The sequence below is a fragment of the Pseudomonas sp. WS 5411 genome, from assembly GCF_012985595.1.
Classification (GTDB): Bacteria; Pseudomonadota; Gammaproteobacteria; order Pseudomonadales; family Pseudomonadaceae; genus Aquipseudomonas; species Aquipseudomonas shahriarae.
The window spans coordinates 37,536-53,921 of the sequence record NZ_JAARMC010000003.1 but is presented as its reverse complement, the minus strand read 5'-3'; the positions used below and the strand labels follow the sequence as shown (position 1 = coordinate 53,921).

Below are 16,386 nucleotides of genomic sequence, written 5' to 3'. Positions count from 1 at the left end.
AACCGATGCTTTTCAACCAAGCCTCACGCCTGGCCAAGATCACCAGCCCCCTGGGGCCGGATGTGCTGCTGCTCAATGAAATGGGCGGTGACGAAGAGTTGGGGCGGCTGTTCAGCTACGAGCTGCAACTGAACTCGCTGGACGCCAATATCGATCTCAACCAGTTGCTGGGCAAGCCGATGAGCGTCAGCCTGCAACTGGCGGATGGCGGCGAGCGGTATTTCCATGGGCTCGTCGCACGCTGCAGCCAGAACATCGACCAGGGCCAGTTCGCCAGTTACCAGGTGACCCTGCGCCCGTGGTTGTGGCTGCTGAGCCGCACCTCCGACTGCCGGATTTTCCAGAACCTGAGCATCCCGCAGATCATCAAGCAGGTGTTCCGCGACCTGGGCTTTTCCGACTTCGAAGATGCCCTGAGCCGGCCGTATCGCGAGTGGGAATACTGCGTGCAGTACCGCGAGACCAGCTTCGATTTCGTCAGCCGCCTGATGGAACAGGAAGGCATCTACTACTTCTTCCGTCACGAGCAGGACCGCCATGTGCTGGTGCTGGCCGACGCCTATGGCGCCCACGCCACGGTGCCCGGCTACACCTCGGTGCCCTACTACCCCAAGGACGAGCAGCAGCGCGAACGCGACCATATGCACAACTGGCACCTGGTGCAGCAAGTCCAGCCCGGTTCCCTTGAGCTCAACGACTACGACTTTCAGCGCCCCAGCGCCAGCATCGACGTGCGCTCGGCCATGCCGCGCCCGCACACCGCCGGCGACTATCCGCTGTACGACTACCCCGGCACCTACGTCAAAAGCGAAGACGGCGAACACTACGCGCGCACCCGTATCGAAGCCCTGCAAACCCTGCACGAACAAGTGGAGTTCAGCGGCAACGCCCGGGGCCTGGGCTCCGGCCATCTGTTCAGCCTCACCGGCTTCAGCCGCCGCGACCAGAACCGCGAGTACCTGATCCTCGGCGCGCGCTACTACATCACCCAGGAGCGCCTGGAATCCGGAGGCGGCGCGGCGTCGGCGCAGTTCGACAGCAGCCTGACCTGCATCGACGCTCAACAGAGCTTCCGCCCGCTGGCCAACACCCACCGGCCCATCGTCAAAGGCCCGCAGACCGCACTGGTGGTCGGGCCCAAGGGCGAGGAAATCTGGACCGACCAGTATGGCCGGGTAAAGGTGCATTTCTATTGGGACCGCCACGATCAGTCCAACGAAAACAGCTCCTGCTGGATTCGCGTGTCGCAATCCTGGGCCGGCAAGAACTGGGGTTCGATGCAGATCCCGCGCATCGGCCAGGAAGTGATTGTGAGCTTCCTTGAGGGCGACCCGGACCGGCCGATCATTACCGGGCGGGTGTACAACGCCGAACAGACGGTGCCCTACGACCTGCCGGAAAACGCCACCCAGAGCGGGATGAAAAGCCGCTCCAGCAAGGGCGGCAGCCCGGCGAACTTCAATGAAATCCGCATGGAGGACAAGAAGGGCCTGGAGCAGCTGTACATCCATGCCGAGCGCAATCAGGACATCGTGGTGGAGGTGGATGAAAGCCACTCGGTGGGGCATGACCGCAACAAGAGCATTGGGCATAACGAGACGGTGACCATTGGCAATAACCGCCTGCGCATCGTCAAGCAGGAAGACGTGCTCTCCGTTGGCCAGAAGAAGACCGACAGCATCAGCCAGAGCTATGTCATCGAGGTCGGCGAAAACCTGCGCCTGGTGTGCGGGGAAAGCATCCTCGAGTTGAACGCCAGCGGGCAGATCAACCTCACTGGCGTGCAAATCAGCTTCTACGCCAGCGGCGACGCCGAATTCAACACCGGCGGCGTGCTGCACCTCAACAACGGCGGCGGGCCTGGCGCCACACCGGATGGCCAAGGCATAAAAACCAGCATCGACGCCAATATCAAAGCCGCGTTCCCCGCGCCTAAAAGCTCCTGACGAGACCTGTTTGCCATGACGTACCGCATCAACGAATTCCAGTTTCAACTGCCCGCCGGCGAGCTGCAGGACGCGACGATCAATATCCTCAAGTTCCCGGGACTGGGGACTTCGCTGATCGTCAGCCGCAGCTTGCTGGCGGAAGGCGAAACCTTGCACAGCAACTTCGAGGACCAGCTCAAGCGCCTGGAAAAACAGGTGCAGGACCTGCGCTGCCTGCCCAGCGTGCCGGTACGCCTGGGCGCCGCCCAGGAGGTCGAAGGGATCGAGCTGCGCAGCCAGTTCAACAAGGGCAACGACAAGGTGTTCCAGTACCAGTTGGCCCTGGTGTTGCCGGGGACGCGCAAGATGCTTGCCTTGAGTTATGTGAAGGCCGACAAGCTTGGTGATGCTGAGGCGGCGCATTGGGCGATCATCAAGAACTCATTGTCGTTCGACGTGCCTGCGTGATGGGCATCCTGCATGTCTGACGCGTTATGGGCCGCCCGAATGGGCGATGCCATGGACCACACGTCGATGATGGCCGATATTCTCGGCGGCGTGCTGGAGGTGGCGGCGAACATCGCGATTACAGCGCTGGCCACCGCTGCAGTGGTCGCCGCCACCGGGATCACGGTTGTCACGGGCGGGCTGGGGTGCTTCCTCCTCGGCGCGGTCGTGGGCGTGGTCGTGGGGCTTGCGATGAGCAAGAGCGGGGCCGACAAGGGCCTGAGCAATTTATGCGAGGGCATCGGCAACGCGCTGTTCCCGCCGACGGTGCAGGCCAATATCCTCACCGGTTCCTTCGACACGTTTACCAATAACATCCCCTCGGCCCGTGCCGCCGGGGCGGTTGTGTCCCATGTGGCACCGGCCGGCACCGAGCTGGAAATGCAGGCGCCGGAAGAAGCGCCTGAAGCCGAAGCCAGTTACCTGGACATGGCAGGCGAGTTCTTCTCACAGATGTGGCGCCCCACCGTGGCTTCACCTGCGCCAGGCACAGAGACCAAGCCCGAAGACCTGGTGCTTTGCATGAAGCACCCACCGATGCCGCCACAGTTCATGGCCGAAGGCTCGGCCAAGGTGACCATCAACGGCCAGCCCGCGGTACGCAGCGGTGACCGCAGCACCTGCGATGCGAAAGTGGTGTCCTCCGGGCTGATCTCCTCCGACGTCACCATCGGCGGCGGTTCGGTGGTGGTGCGCGAGATTCGCAGCGGCAAGACCCCGGGGGTCGGGCTGGCCGTGACGGTGCTGCTGATGCTCAAGGGGGGCAAGGGCAAGTTCTTCAGCAAATTGCCGTGCATGCTGGTTGGCGGGGCGGTGTCGATGGCCGTCAGCAGTGCCATGGGTGCGGCGGCCAACGCTGCCATGGGCTCGTCGAACCCGGTACATGCGGCCACCGGGGCCAAGGTGCTCGGCGGCGATGACGATCTGGATTTCGTCCTGCCCGGCCTGTTGCCGATTGACTGGCAACGCGTCTACAACAGCCGCGACGAACGCCAAGGCAGCTTGTTTGGCGCCGGTTGGAGCGTGCCCTACGAAGTGTGCGTCGACGTGCTGCCCCACCCCGAAGGCGGCGATACGCTTGTCTACACCGACGAACAGGGCCGGCCCATCGACATGGGCACCATCCCCTTGGGCGGCGCGGTGTTCAGCGCCGGTGAAGGGCTTGCTGTACGGCGCCACCGCGATGGGCCGTTACTGATTGAAAGCGACGATGGTGTGTATCGCCTGTTCGAAGCCACCCCGGCAAACCCGTCGCGGCTGCGCCTGAGCCAACTGGGTGACCGCAACGACAACCGCATCTACCTTGATTATGACGAGGCCGGAAGCCTGGTGCGGCTGCGCGACACCTTCGACCTGGTGCAGGTCGAACTGATCCGCGACCCGCTCCACGTAACCCGCATCGAGCGCGTGTACCCCGATCAACGCCGAGAAGTGCTCGTCAGCTATGGTTACGACGCCATCGGCAACCTGGCCGAGGTACGCGATGCCAGCGGCCAGGTGCAACGGCGCTTCGCCTACGACACCGGGCAGCGCATGGTGGAACACCAACTGCCCACCGGCTTGCACTGCTTCTACGAGTGGGCCCTGATGGATGGCCAGGAATGGCGGGTGGTCAAGCACTGGACCAATGAAGGCGATGCTTACCGGTTCGACTATGACCTGCTGGCCGGCACCACACGCATTACCGACAGCTTGCAGCGTGTCAGCACCCGGCACTGGAACAGCCAGCACCAGATTACCCGCTACAGTGACAACCTCGGCCAGACCTGGCTGTTCGAATGGAACGACGAGCGTCAATTGCTCAACGCCACCGACCCTCAGGGCGGCCGCTATGAATACAGCTACGACGAGGCCGGCAACCTCATCGGCGAAACCGACCCACTGGGGCGCAGCGACTCGACGTTATGGCTCGAGCACTGGGCCCTGCCGTTGGTGCAAACCGACGCCGCCGGCAACAGCTGGCGCTACCGCTATGATCAGCGCGGCAACTGCACCGTCGCCATTGACCCGCTGGGCCATGTCACCCGTTATCGCTATGACGCCCATGGCCAAGTCGTCGAGATCATCGACGCCACGGGCAAAAGCAAAAAACTGCGCTGGAACCCGCTCGGGCAACTGCTCGAGCACGTCGACTGCTCGGGTTACCCGACACGGTTCAGCTACAACGAACAGGGCTTTTTGCAAGTCATCACCGACGCCCTCGGCGAACGTACCCAACTCCACTATGACGCCCAAGGCCGCCTGCTCAGCAGCCAATTACCCGACGGTCGTCGCGAGCAGTACCAGCGAGATATCAGCGGCCAACTGACGGCTTACACCGACCCGGCCGGCCACACCACACACTATCAACACAACCGGCGCGGCCAGGTGCGCCAACGCACCGACGCCCATGGCCGGCAGGTGCAGTTCGGGTATGACAGCTTTGGTCGGCTGCAGGCGCTGATCAACGAGAACGGCGAACGTTATCGGTTTGTCTGGGATGATGGGGATCGGTTGACGGAGCAGCAAGATCTCGACGGCAGCGCCAAGCGCTACAGCTACGACCGCCTGGACAACGTCACCACCATGACCGCCCTGGCGGCACCTTACGGCACAGGCATGGCCGTGGTCCCCGAGACGCCGCCCGCCCCCATCGTGCATCGACTGGAACGCGATGCGGTTGGCCGATTGATTGCCAAAACCACCGAAGATGGCCGTACCGACTACACCTACGATCCATTGGACCAGCTTACGGACGTGTCCTTCACCGACCTGCAGGGCAATGCCCAAGCCTTGAGCTTTGCCTATGATGCGGTTGGCCAATTGCTCACCGAACGCAGCTCGGCCGGCGAACTGCAGCACCACTACGATGAACTCGGCAACCTGATCCAGAGCCAACTGCCGGACGGCCGCTGGCTCAACCGCCTGTACTACGGCAGCGGCCATCTGCACCAGATCAACCTCGACGGCCAACTCATCAGTGACTTTGAGCGCGACCGCCTGCACCGCGAAGTCCTGCGCACCCAAGGCCAGATCAGCACCCGCAGCGAGTACGACCGCAGCGGCCGCCTGCGCGCGCGCCAACGCCGCCACACCAGCCAGCCGGCGTTGGTGCCGGCGGCGGTACAGAAGCACTTCGAATACGACCCCGCCGACAACCTGATCGGCAAGCTCGACCAGCAACCCTCCACGCAGCATCGCCAACTGCTGCACTACGACGCCACCGGCCGCGTCATCGCCAGCCAGGACAGCCTGCACGGCCAGCGCGAAACCTTCGCCTACGACGCGGCCGCCAACCTGTTGGACGGCCCACAGTCCGGGGCCGGGCTGGTGGTGCATAACAAGCTGCTGACCTATCAGGACAAACGCTACCGCTACGATGCCTTTGGCCGGATGATCGAAAAACGCAGCGGCGCCCGTGGCGTACAACACTTTGCCTACGACGCCGAAAGCCGGCTGATTGAAGTGCGCAATGAAGGCGGCAGCGTGGTGCGCATGGCCTACGACCCGCTGGGCCGACGCATCGGAAAAATCGAACATGACAGCAATGGCTATCCACTGGGCGAAACCCAGTTCATGTGGGACGGTTTACGCCTGTTACAGGAGCAAAAGCACAGCCAGACCAGCCTTTACCTCTATGAAGACGAAGGCTACCAACCCCTGGCCCGCGTCGATGGCATCGGGGCGCTGCAAAAAATTCGCTATTACCACAACGACCTCAATGGCTTGCCGGAGCAACTGACCGAGGCTGATGGGCACACCCTGTGGCAGGCGACTTATCGGGTGTGGGGCAATACCGTGGAGGAGGTGCGGGAGCCTTACTTTATTGAAGAGCAGAACCTGAGGTTCCAGGGGCAGTACCTGGATCGGGAGACGGGGCTGCATTTCAATACGTTCAGGTTTTATGATCCGGATGTAGGGCGGTTTACTACGCCGGATCCGATTGGGTTGGCGGGAGGTCTAAACACCTATGCCTACTCACCCAACCCATTCATGTGGTCAGACCCCTTGGGCCTGGCAGCCTGCGCCAAGAAAGTGGACGCCCTGCGTAACGGCCCTCAAAAAACCGTCGTAAAAGTGAAAACTAAAAAAGAAGCGAACGAGTTATTGAAAGAAGCATTTCCAAACAGCCAAAAAGTCAGAGGCATAGGATCGCAAGACGCCCAAGGTATAAGAAAGAAAAACAAGATGGACCAATTCAAAAAGAGAGATGGAAAAGTACGATACAGAAAAGATTACCCCATTAATAAAGAAACAGGTCGTGTTTATGGCCACGACGATCCGAAAGGTACAGGCCACGGTGAACTACCGCACGTCAACATTAAGCGCGCCGATGGCACAATGGTCCGCATTGATATTACAGGTTAGAGTATGAACAATCTCATAGAGGCACTCAACGCTGGGAAACGCCGAGGCTACGAGGAAAGACGTGAAATAGATGGGGCCTCATTTCTATTTCAATACGCCATAAAAAAACAGAACAATCTGTATTACACCTATTTTTTCTCAATAGACGAGTCCCAAATGGAAGTCATTGAAGATGATGAAAACGAAGAAATACTGACATTTCCGAGTCTCGATGAAGCATTGAGTCACTTAATCAGCAGAGGTGCCATAGTGGAGAAACTTTCAGCCATCAAAAACACCTTGCCTTTTTAAGAGCAAAGTGGCCAGCTGATAGTAAGCGAGCAAACTTACCAAAGGGGAAAACGGGACTATTTTATTTAAAGTCCATTACACTCCAATCCCCATGATTTCATTCATAGAAATCAACCTTGGCAGGTGAAATTTGTGAATATAAAAGAGATTATTGAACTGGACTTTTCTAAAATAGAAGGCGTGGATCAACTGTACGTAGCTCTTGCTGAAAAAATCGGGTTCCCTGAGGACTATGGAAAAAATGTCGATACAGTAATTGACTGCTTATTTGGTTTACGCTATCCCGAGGATAGGTATGACCATAATAAATTCAGACCTAACAGAAAAATAACAACTCATACAAAAAACATCACGAACGCTCAAAAACAAACGACAGAATCACTTATTCTTATCATTTAATTCGTAAATTACAAATGCCAATTCAAAGAAACTCCCGCATTAACCTTTTTACTCCTTGAGCGCTGCCCCTTAAAATTCTCAATTATTCCGCCGGGCACAGGAAAAAGCTTAAATATTTATTTAAGATATTTAGAGATAACCTGACAGATCACGATCCTCATTTGATAAAGTGCTGTGATATTCGTCCCGTCCAACACGGAAATTTTTATGCCCCTTGACTTTATGGCAGCAGAAAATCAGAAAGACATTAATGAGAACACTCCAGTTTTTTGCTTGAGTGAATCTACCCATGGCGCTCTTATGGGCGCATCAGCACCAAGAAAAGATTTCCCAAAGACGCACAAATTTTCTGATTATTACGCCGACACAAGTATTCTATTCGGCGAAATTCTACCTTTAGTGACTGAAATCGAAAAAGCGACAAAGTTAAAAAACTTAAACTCCAGCGAATTGAAAGATCTAGTCAAGTTCCTTCAAAGTGCTTATAGCAAAAAACTGAATGTTTTTATTTATTGCGACTAACCCAATTCATGACGGATCTGACAGCACCTAAGCCCGGCGATTTATTTTACTTTCCGGCCGTCAATGCAAACGATGAACCGGGCTTCGTGATCGCACGCTACATTGAGCTCATACCACCAGCGCTCGGCCATTTGATCGAGGTGTTCGCCCATTTTTGTACAAAGATCCCTGCCTCTATCGAGGATAGTAGACACGTCGCGCCGATTATTCAGGCCGATATTCTGCAGCCTGCGCTCGTCGGGCATTCCAAGCTGGAAGATACTTTTCAGTGATCCGGGGTATAAAAACCCAACTCCCATTACGACAAAATCCAATTTGCCTTTATAAAGGCGAATCTGGATGGGTGGTACCAGCCATCCAGCGACCGCAGAACAACTTTCGGGGATAGAGCATTCCCTCTGTTGGCGAAGGGACCATGTTGTTTTTCGCGTAATTACTCATCTACGAGAAGCCATCGGGGAAAACGAATGCATGGGGCACTTTGATTTACCGGAAGACTTGCGAGCTGATAGAAACATTGGACTTGAACGTGTAAACAAGGCAGCGTACAGCATGCAGTTGCTGTTCAAGAGCAAATAAAAATGGGCACCCAACCCAGTCAGCGTGCCCATTTTTCATACCTCCCCGCCTCCCTTCGAGACGGTGCCGTGCTTACGGGTTGACGCTGTCTTTAAGCGACTTGCCCGGTTTGAACGCTACGGTGTTGCTCGCCTTGATTTTCACCGGCTCGCCGGTTTGCGGGTTTTTGCCGGTGCGGGCGCCGCGGTGGCGCTGCAGGAAGGTGCCGAAACCAACCAGGGTGACGCTGTCCTTGCGGTGCAAGGCGCCAGTGATTTCTTCAAGAACGGCGTTGAGGACGCGGTTGGCCTGTTCTTTGGTCAGGTCTGCTTTTTCTGCAATGGCGGCTGCGAGTTCTGGTTTACGCATAGGTGAAGCCTCTTTGACGGTTTTTTGTTGTTATGTCCGTGCTGCTCTCTGCTGGAGCAGCGCCAAGGCGCCGCAGGCTCTACTCTGCGGCAGACGGGAGTGAGAATGGCATGCCATTGGTGCCTGCGCCAGTCTCGCGGCGACCTTTCTAGGGGGAAAAAGGTGCTTATTCCGACAGAACGACCAGCATTTACGCCAGCAGAGGCGGAAGTTCCTTATTTAGGGCCAGTTTTTCCATGACCGCAGTGCCCGTCAGCGCGTAACCCAGCAGGCGCCCGCTGGCATCGCGGCACAAGGCCTTGATGTCACCGCCCTGCCCTTCGACGCTCCACACGCCTTCAAGGCCCCGTGGTGGCGGCGAGACTACCAGTGGGCACGCCGGGGTTTTCACCGTGACGGGCATCGGCCCGTAGTTGACCGCCGTGGCGTTGCCCGCCAGGGTCTGGGCCAGGGCGCGGGCGCAGCTCATCAGGGGCATGACGTACAGCAGGTTCAGGCCATCGACCTCGGCGCAGTCGCCCAGGGCGTAGATATTGGCGTGGGAGGTCTTGAGGTGGCGGTCAACCATGATTCCACGGTTGATTTGCAGGCCGGCCGCAGCCGCCAGGTCCACCCGTGGGCGCAAGCCAATGGCGGAGACCACCAGGTCGCACTCGATCACCGTGCCATCGGACAGATGGGCTTCCAGGCCGTCCACCGTGCGTTGCAGGCGGTTGAGCACCGGCCCCAGGTGGAAGCGTGCCCCAAGGCCTTCCAGCCCGGCTTGCACTGCTGCGGCCGCGGCCGGGTGCAGCAGGGTCGGCATGACTTGCTCGCACGGTGCCACCAGATCGATGGTGTAGCCGCCCAGGATCAAGTCGTTGGCAAACTCACAGCCGATCAGGCCCGCGCCCAACAGCAGCACACGACGCTTGCCGGCAGCGGCGTGGCGAAAGCGCGCGTAGTCTTCCAGGTCGTTGATCGGGAAAATCAGATCAGCGGCATCGCCCTCGACCGGTACCTGTACCGTCTGGGCGCCCCAGGCCAGGATCAGGTCGCGGTAGACCACCGCCTCCTCGCCGATCCACAGGCGCTTGTGGCCAGGGTCGATGCCGCTGATGCGGGTATGGGTGCGCACTTCGGCCTTGAGTTGCTCGGCCATCGCGCCAGGGGTCGCCATGCTCAGGCCATCGGCGTCCTTGTTTTTGCCAAAGCCGGTGGAGAGCATGGGTTTGGAGTAGGAACGCCCGTCATCCGCGGTGATCAGCAACAACGGAGTTTCGCTGTCGAGTTTACGAAACTCCCGAGCCAGGTTGTAACCGGCCAAGCCCGTGCCGATGATCACGACAGGTGCGCTCATTCCATTCTCCTTGTAGTACGTTTCTTAAATTCAGCGAATCAACCGATTTCGATCATTTCGAAATCCATTTTGCCGACGCCGCAGTCCGGGCACAGCCAGTCTTCCGGGACGTCCTGCCACAGGGTGCCGGGGGCGATCCCGTCATCCGGCCATCCGTCCGCTTCGTTGTAGATCAGGCCACAGACTACACATTGCCACTTCTTCATTACTTACTTCCTCAGGGTCCAGGCGTACTGGCCGACAGTCGATAGATCCAGCATTGCTGTGCGGCTCAGGGCGTTTTGTACTGATCGGGGCGCCCAGATGCAAGCACGTTCGACCCAATGTCCTGGCGCAACCCGGCAAAAATCCGGGTGAGCATGGTAAGCTCGGCGCCTCATTAACTGCCAATAATGACTCCCCGTGCCGCATTCGATTGCCGTTCCCGATGCTTGCCAATGGCTGAACCAGAGCCTTCTGCACCCCCTGCCCACGCCTCCTGCCCTCGACTGGCTGTTCGATGAGGGCTCTCTGACCCGCCGCCTGACGCACCTGTCCAACGACGGCTTCAGTGTCACGCCATTGTACGAAGGCTGGCAGCCCCTGCGAGACGACGAATGCGCCGCCCTCGACCTACCCGTCGCCAGTATTGGCTGGGTGCGCGAGGTGTATTTACGCGGTCACGGCCAGGCCTGGGTCTTCGCCCGCAGCGTTGCAGCGCGCAGTGCCTTGCAGGGCGATGGCTTGCATATGGATGAGTTGGGCAGCCGCTCCCTGGGTGAGCTGCTGTTCTGTGACCGGGCCTTCAGCCGCCAGGCCATCGAAGTCTGCCATTACCCACGGGCCTGGCTGCCGAAGGCAGATCAGGCCAGTGGCTTATGGGCGCGGCGCTCGCGTTTTGATCGCGGGGCGTTGAGCGTGTTGGTGGCGGAAGTGTTCCTGCCGAGCCTGTGGCAAGCGGTGCAGCAATCTGCGGAGAATGGCTGATGTACCAGCGCCTGCTCCAATCCCTGAACCGCCTGAACCCACGGGCCTGGGACTTCGTGCAACTGACGCGGATGGACAAGCCCATCGGCATCTATCTGCTGCTGTGGCCCACCCTCTGGGCGCTGTGGATTGCCGGCAAGGGCTCACCTTCGTTGAGCAATATCGTGATCTTCGTGCTCGGCGTCGCGCTGACCCGAGCCGGGGGTTGCGTGATCAATGACTGGGCTGACCGCAAGGTCGACGGCCACGTGAAGCGCACCGCGCAACGCCCGTTGGCGAGCGGCAAGATCAGCTCGAAAGAAGCCTTGGTGTTTTTTGCCGTATTGATGAGCATCAGCTTTGTGCTGGTGCTGCTGACCAACGCCGCGACCATCTGGCTGTCCCTGGGCGGCCTGGCGCTGGCGGTCAGCTACCCGTTCATGAAGCGCTACACCTATTACCCGCAAGTGGTGCTGGGCGCGGCGTTTTCCTGGGGCATGCCCATGGCGTTTACCGCAGAGACCGGCAGCCTGCCGGCCATTGCGTGGTTGCTGTATATCGCCAACCTGCTGTGGACGGTGGCCTACGACACCTATTACGCGATGACTGACCGCGATGATGATTTGAAAATCGGCGTCAAATCCACCGCGATCCTGTTTGGCGATGCCGACCGGATGATCATCCTCACCCTGCAGAGTTTGGCGCTGCTCTGCCTGCTGCTGGCGGGCTCACGCTTCGAGCTGGGCGGTTGGTTCCACCTGGGGTTGCTGGCGGCAGCAGGGTGTTTTGCCTGGGAGTTCTGGTACACCCGGGATCGGGACCGGCTGAAGTGCTTCAAGGCGTTTTTGCACAACCATTGGGCAGGGCTGGCGATCTTCCTCGGGATTGTCGCTGACTACGCCCTGCGATAAACGTGGCGAGCGGGCCGCACCCTCATCACGAGGAGCCCGCATGCCACAGTAATGGCTTAGGGTTTGGCGATCTTCCAGGCGCCGTCCATTTTGCCGTCGCCGGTCGCGTCGCCAGCTTTTTTGTCCATGATGAAGGTGTACAGCGGCTTGCCGCCATAGGCCCACTGGCTGGTGTTGTCGTCACGGGTGATCACGGTCCACTTGCCCATCGGTTTATCGGTGGACTCGGCCTTCAACGGCGGCCAGTTGGTCGCGCACTTGTCATTGCACATGGACTTGCCGTCGGCATCCTTGGCGAAGGTGTAGAGGGTCATCTCCTTGTGATCCACCAACATCCCGTCTTTAGTCATGGCGGGCTCTGCCGCGAAAGCCAGTGTTGGCAGGGTCAACGCCGCTGTGACCAGCAGAGCTTTCCAGGAAAAAGTACGTTGATTCATCGGAACCTTCCTTTTGCGGTTGTCAGGATTCGGACTCAAAGCGTAGTTCAGGACCACGCCTATTGCGCAGGCCAGTAAAATACTGTCACACGACTGCAATAATTCCGTTATCTAATGCGGCGCAAGACAGTTAAATGACAAGAGGACTTAGCATGGTTGGCAGGAGCATTCTGATCGTTGACGACGAAGCGCCCATTCGCGAAATGATCGCCGTTGCGTTGGAAATGGCCGGCTATGACTGCCTGGAGGCAGAGAACTCCCAGCAGGCCCACGCCATTATCGTCGACCGCAAGCCGGACCTGATCCTGCTGGACTGGATGCTGCCCGGCACCTCCGGCATCGAATTGGCCCGACGCCTCAAGCGCGATGAGCTGACCGGGGATATCCCGATCATCATGCTCACCGCCAAGGGCGAAGAGGACAACAAGATCCAGGGCCTGGAAGTCGGCGCCGACGACTACATCACCAAGCCATTTTCCCCACGGGAACTGGTTGCCCGCCTGAAGGCCGTGCTGCGCCGCGCCGGCCCGACCGATGGCGAGGCACCGATTGAAGTCGGTGGCCTGCTGCTGGACCCGATCAGCCACCGCGTGACCATCGACGGCAAACCTGCCGAGATGGGCCCCACCGAATACCGCCTGTTGCAGTTCTTCATGACCCACCAGGAGCGCGCCTACACCCGCGGGCAATTGCTCGATCAGGTGTGGGGCGGCAATGTGTATGTCGAGGAACGCACCGTGGACGTGCATATCCGCCGCCTGCGCAAAGCCTTGGGCGATGCCTACGAGAACCTGGTACAAACCGTGCGCGGTACCGGTTATCGGTTTTCCACCAAGGGCTGAGCCAGCCCCACTCAGACTTAACAGCCGACAAGGACGCATGTTCAAGTGAATCAAAACTGGCATGGCACCCTGATCCGCCACATGCTCTTGCTGGTCACCGGCTGCCTGTTGGTGGGCCTGATCAGCGGCTACTACGGCTGGAGCCTGGCCATTGGCCTGGGCCTTTACCTGGGCTGGACCCTCAAGCAATTGCTGCGCCTGCACGAATGGCTGCGCCAGCACAAACCCGACGAGGCACCACCCGACGGCTACGGCCTGTGGGGCGAGGTGTTTGACAGCATCTACCACCTGCAACGCCGCGATCAGCGGGTACGTGGCCGCCTGCAGGCGGTGATCGACCGTGTCCAGGAGTCGACTGCCGCGCTCAAAGACGCGGTGATCATGCTCGACAGCGACGGCAACCTGGAATGGTGGAACCGCGCCGCCGAGACCCTGCTGGGCCTGAAGACGCCCCAGGACAGCGGCCAGCCGGTGACCAACCTGGTACGCCATCCGCGCTTCAAGGAATACTTCGAGCAGGAAAACTATGAGGAAGCCCTGGAAATCCCCTCGCCCACCAACGACCGGGTGCGCATCCAGCTGTACCTCACGCGCTACGGCAACAACGAGCATTTGATGCTGGTGCGCGACGTCACCCGCATCCATCAGTTGGAACAGATGCGCAAGGATTTCGTCGCCAACGTCTCCCACGAATTGCGTACGCCCCTGACCGTGATCTGTGGCTACCTGGAGACGCTGCTGGACAACGTCGAAGAGGTCAACCCGCGCTGGAGCCGTGCCTTGCAGCAAATGCAGCAACAAGGCTCACGCATGCAGACCCTGCTCAACGACCTGCTGCTGCTGGCCAAGCTGGAAGCCACCGACTACCCCTCGGACAACCACCCCGTGGCCGTACAGGGCCTACTGCAGACCATCAAGAACGATGCCCAGGCCCTGTCCGGCGAGCGCGGCCAGATCATTACCCTGGAAGCCGACCCGTCGGTGCTGCTCAAGGGCAGCGAGGGCGAGTTGCGCAGCGCCTTTTCCAACCTGGTGTTCAACGCCGTGAAGTACACCCAGGACAAAGGCACGATCCGCATCCGCTGGTGGGCCGATCACCAAGGGGCGCACCTGAGCGTGCAGGATTCGGGGATTGGTATCGACAGCAAGCACTTGCCACGCCTGACCGAGCGTTTCTACCGCGTCGACTCCAGCCGTAACTCCAACACCGGCGGCACCGGGCTGGGCCTGGCGATCGTCAAGCATGTGTTGCTGCGTCATCGGGCCCGCCTGGAAATCAGCAGTGTGCTGGGCCACGGCAGCACCTTTACCTGCCACTTCGCACCGACCCAGGTCACCCATGCGCAAACAATCGCGGTGAAGGATTAATCTGAAAATACCCCCCACCGCCTGTGGGACCGGGCTTGCCTGCCATAGCATCTCCTGGGTGCTTCTGTAAGCGCCAGGCGCCTGCATCGCAGGCAAGCCAGCTCCCGCATAAGCCCGCTGCAGCAGGCATTCACGGTTCCACCCGGCAGCCGCCACTAGGCAAGCGCCCCTTCAGCCGCTACATTGCCTGACTTGTGCCCGCCCTTGAGGCACAGCCATCACCCCTTTTTGAATACACGGAACCCGCAAAACCCCATCATGGACCCTTCCCCTGGTATCACCCTCGCGACACTCTTCGCCGATTTCGGCATGATTCTTTTTGCACTGATCCTGGTACTGCTCAACGGTTTCTTCGTTGCGGCGGAATTTGCCATGGTCAAACTGCGCGCCACCCGTGTCGAGGCGATCGCCCACACCAATGGCTGGCGCGGGCAGATCCTGCGCACCGTACACAGTCAGCTTGACGCCTACCTGTCGGCCTGCCAGCTGGGTATCACCCTTGCCTCCCTGGGCCTGGGCTGGGTCGGTGAGCCGGCCTTCGCGCACATTCTGGAGCCGATGCTGGGCGCCATGGGCGTCGAATCGGCCGAAGTGATCAAGGGTGTGTCGTTCTTCGCTGCCTTCTTCGTGATTTCCTACTTGCACATCGTGGTCGGTGAGCTGGCGCCCAAGTCCTGGGCCATTCGCAAGCCCGAGTTGCTGTCGTTGTGGACGGCGGTGCCGCTGTACCTGTTCTACTGGGCCATGTACCCGGCGATCTACCTGCTCAACGCCAGCGCCAACGCGATCCTGCGTATCGCCGGCCAGGGCGAGCCCGGCCCGCACCACGAGCACCACTACAGCCGTGAAGAGCTCAAGCTGATCCTGCACTCCAGCCGTGGCCAGGACCCGAGCGACCAAGGCATGCGCGTGCTGGCCTCGGCCGTGGAAATGGGCGAGCTGGAAGTGGTGGACTGGGCCAACTCGCGGGAAGACCTGGTGACCCTGGACTTCAACGCGCCGCTCAAGGAAATCCTTGCACTGTTCCGCCGCCACAAATTCAGCCGCTACCCGGTGTACGACCCGGTGCGGGGTGAGTTTGTCGGCCTGCTGCACATCAAGGACCTGCTGCTGGAACTGGCGGCCCTGGACCATATTCCCGAGTCGTTCAACCTGGCCGAACTGACCCGCCCACTGGAGCGCGTATCCCGGCACATGCCGCTGTCGCAACTGCTCGAGCAGTTCCGCAAGGGCGGCGCGCACTTTGCCCTGGTAGAAGAAGCCGACGGCAACATCATCGGCTACCTGACCATGGAAGACGTGTTGGAAGTGCTGGTGGGCGATATCCAGGACGAACACCGCAAGGCCGAGCGCGGCATTCTCGCCTACCAGCCGGGCAAGCTGCTGGTGCGTGGTGATACGCCGCTGTTCAAGATCGAGCGCCTACTGGGCATCGACCTGGACCACATCGAAGCCGAAACCCTCGCCGGCCTGATCTACGACACCCTCAACCGGGTGCCGGAAGAGGAAGAAGTGCTGGAAGTGGAAGGCCTGCGGATCATCATCAAGAAGATGAAAGGCCCGAAAATCGTGCTGGCCAAGGTCCTGATGCTCGACTGAACCCCTGTAGGAGCCGGCTTGCCG

Annotated in this window: 16 protein-coding genes; 12 read left to right on the top strand and 4 right to left on the bottom strand. The window is 59.6% G+C overall.

Annotated features, from left to right (window positions below; all coding sequences use genetic code 11):
• Positions 1-5: 5 nt before the first annotated feature.
• From HBR93_RS06840 to HBR93_RS26900, 7 genes are all read left to right on the top strand, one after another.
• Complete coding sequence (locus HBR93_RS06840) at positions 6-1,946, top strand: type VI secretion system Vgr family protein (RefSeq protein WP_057961028.1); 1,941 nt, start codon at positions 6-8, stop codon at positions 1,944-1,946.
• Positions 1,947-1,961: 15 nt separating this feature from the next.
• On the top strand, positions 1,962-2,396 hold the full coding sequence (locus tag HBR93_RS06835; protein WP_169960051.1) for a DcrB-related protein: 435 nt from the start codon (positions 1,962-1,964) through the stop codon (positions 2,394-2,396).
• Between the two features lie 12 nt (positions 2,397-2,408).
• Positions 2,409-6,782 carry an RHS repeat-associated core domain-containing protein gene (locus HBR93_RS06830; protein WP_169960050.1) on the top strand — a complete coding sequence of 1,458 codons (4,374 nt, stop codon included), beginning with the start codon at positions 2,409-2,411 and terminating at the stop codon, positions 6,780-6,782.
• 3 nt (positions 6,783-6,785) lie between these two features.
• Positions 6,786-7,073 carry a hypothetical protein gene (locus HBR93_RS06825; RefSeq protein WP_128593294.1) on the top strand — a complete coding sequence of 96 codons (288 nt, stop codon included), beginning with the start codon at positions 6,786-6,788 and terminating at the stop codon, positions 7,071-7,073.
• A gap of 132 nt (positions 7,074-7,205) precedes the next feature.
• The gene (locus tag HBR93_RS06820) at positions 7,206-7,472 is read left to right on the top strand and encodes a barstar family protein (RefSeq protein WP_162947778.1); all 267 of its coding nucleotides are present in this window, start codon (positions 7,206-7,208) and stop codon (positions 7,470-7,472) included.
• Positions 7,473-7,679: 207 nt separating this feature from the next.
• The gene (locus HBR93_RS06815) at positions 7,680-7,994 is read left to right on the top strand and encodes a hypothetical protein (protein ID WP_120734352.1); all 315 of its coding nucleotides are present in this window, start codon (positions 7,680-7,682) and stop codon (positions 7,992-7,994) included.
• 8 nt (positions 7,995-8,002) lie between these two features.
• Positions 8,003-8,266: a hypothetical protein gene (locus HBR93_RS26900; protein ID WP_225923827.1), complete on the top strand. Its 264-nt coding sequence runs from the start codon at positions 8,003-8,005 to the stop codon at positions 8,264-8,266.
• 379 nt (positions 8,267-8,645) lie between these two features.
• Here HBR93_RS26900 and HBR93_RS06805 read toward each other — a convergent pair whose 3' ends face one another.
• From HBR93_RS06805 to HBR93_RS06795, 3 genes are all read right to left on the bottom strand, one after another.
• On the bottom strand, positions 8,646-8,921 hold the full coding sequence (locus tag HBR93_RS06805; RefSeq protein WP_003213368.1) for an HU family DNA-binding protein: 276 nt from the start codon (positions 8,919-8,921) through the stop codon (positions 8,646-8,648).
• Between the two features lie 190 nt (positions 8,922-9,111).
• A complete protein-coding gene (locus HBR93_RS06800; RefSeq protein ID WP_057961176.1) occupies positions 9,112-10,260 on the bottom strand; it encodes an FAD-dependent oxidoreductase in 1,149 nt (382 codons plus the stop codon).
• 38 nt (positions 10,261-10,298) lie between these two features.
• The gene (locus HBR93_RS06795; protein WP_032856748.1) at positions 10,299-10,466 is read right to left on the bottom strand and encodes a rubredoxin; all 168 of its coding nucleotides are present in this window, start codon (positions 10,464-10,466) and stop codon (positions 10,299-10,301) included.
• A gap of 196 nt (positions 10,467-10,662) precedes the next feature.
• Between HBR93_RS06795 and HBR93_RS06790 the strand changes: the two genes are divergently transcribed.
• Both HBR93_RS06790 and ubiA read left to right on the top strand, forming a co-directional pair.
• Positions 10,663-11,226, top strand: coding sequence for a chorismate lyase (locus HBR93_RS06790; RefSeq protein ID WP_115129297.1), 564 nt, complete (start codon positions 10,663-10,665; stop codon positions 11,224-11,226).
• Positions 11,226-12,116: a 4-hydroxybenzoate octaprenyltransferase gene (ubiA, locus tag HBR93_RS06785; RefSeq protein WP_169960049.1), complete on the top strand. Its 891-nt coding sequence runs from the start codon at positions 11,226-11,228 to the stop codon at positions 12,114-12,116. The genes HBR93_RS06790 and ubiA overlap by 1 nt, the downstream gene beginning before the upstream one ends.
• A gap of 56 nt (positions 12,117-12,172) precedes the next feature.
• On the opposite strand, the gene HBR93_RS06780 is transcribed toward ubiA, so the two are convergent.
• Positions 12,173-12,553, bottom strand: a complete 381-nt coding sequence (locus HBR93_RS06780; RefSeq protein WP_057444223.1) for a hypothetical protein — start codon at positions 12,551-12,553, stop codon at positions 12,173-12,175.
• 152 nt (positions 12,554-12,705) lie between these two features.
• Between HBR93_RS06780 and phoB the strand changes: the two genes are divergently transcribed.
• The 3 genes from phoB (at position 12,706) to HBR93_RS06765 (ending at position 16,362) form a co-directional block, all read left to right on the top strand.
• Complete coding sequence (phoB, locus tag HBR93_RS06775) at positions 12,706-13,395, top strand: phosphate regulon transcriptional regulator PhoB (RefSeq protein ID WP_003176964.1); 690 nt, start codon at positions 12,706-12,708, stop codon at positions 13,393-13,395.
• Between the two features lie 81 nt (positions 13,396-13,476).
• Positions 13,477-14,763 carry a phosphate regulon sensor histidine kinase PhoR gene (gene phoR, locus HBR93_RS06770; protein ID WP_178112044.1) on the top strand — a complete coding sequence of 429 codons (1,287 nt, stop codon included), beginning with the start codon at positions 13,477-13,479 and terminating at the stop codon, positions 14,761-14,763.
• Positions 14,764-15,021: 258 nt separating this feature from the next.
• Positions 15,022-16,362: a hemolysin family protein gene (locus HBR93_RS06765; RefSeq protein ID WP_057440537.1), complete on the top strand. Its 1,341-nt coding sequence runs from the start codon at positions 15,022-15,024 to the stop codon at positions 16,360-16,362.
• The last annotated feature ends 24 nt before the right edge of the window (positions 16,363-16,386 follow it).

Bases quoted from the DNA above. Each gene is read 5' to 3' on its own strand.
- HBR93_RS06840 (WP_057961028.1), top strand. From the start codon at position 6: ATGCTTTTCAACCAAGCCTCACGCCTGGCCAAGATCACCAGCCCCCTG.
- HBR93_RS06835 (WP_169960051.1), top strand. From the start codon at position 1,962: ATGACGTACCGCATCAACGAATTCCAGTTTCAACTGCCCGCCGGCGAG.
- HBR93_RS06830 (WP_169960050.1), top strand. From the start codon at position 2,409: ATGTCTGACGCGTTATGGGCCGCCCGAATGGGCGATGCCATGGACCAC.
- HBR93_RS06825 (WP_128593294.1), top strand. From the start codon at position 6,786: ATGAACAATCTCATAGAGGCACTCAACGCTGGGAAACGCCGAGGCTAC.
- HBR93_RS06815 (WP_120734352.1), top strand. From the start codon at position 7,680: ATGCCCCTTGACTTTATGGCAGCAGAAAATCAGAAAGACATTAATGAG.
- HBR93_RS26900 (WP_225923827.1), top strand. From the start codon at position 8,003: ATGACGGATCTGACAGCACCTAAGCCCGGCGATTTATTTTACTTTCCG.
- HBR93_RS06805 (WP_003213368.1), bottom strand. From the start codon at position 8,921: ATGCGTAAACCAGAACTCGCAGCCGCCATTGCAGAAAAAGCAGACCTG.
- HBR93_RS06800 (WP_057961176.1), bottom strand. From the start codon at position 10,260: ATGAGCGCACCTGTCGTGATCATCGGCACGGGCTTGGCCGGTTACAAC.
- HBR93_RS06795 (WP_032856748.1), bottom strand. From the start codon at position 10,466: ATGAAGAAGTGGCAATGTGTAGTCTGTGGCCTGATCTACAACGAAGCG.
- ubiA (WP_169960049.1), top strand. From the start codon at position 11,226: ATGTACCAGCGCCTGCTCCAATCCCTGAACCGCCTGAACCCACGGGCC.
- HBR93_RS06780 (WP_057444223.1), bottom strand. From the start codon at position 12,553: ATGAATCAACGTACTTTTTCCTGGAAAGCTCTGCTGGTCACAGCGGCG.
- phoB (WP_003176964.1), top strand. From the start codon at position 12,706: ATGGTTGGCAGGAGCATTCTGATCGTTGACGACGAAGCGCCCATTCGC.
- phoR (WP_178112044.1), top strand. From the start codon at position 13,477: ATGCTCTTGCTGGTCACCGGCTGCCTGTTGGTGGGCCTGATCAGCGGC.
- HBR93_RS06765 (WP_057440537.1), top strand. From the start codon at position 15,022: ATGGACCCTTCCCCTGGTATCACCCTCGCGACACTCTTCGCCGATTTC.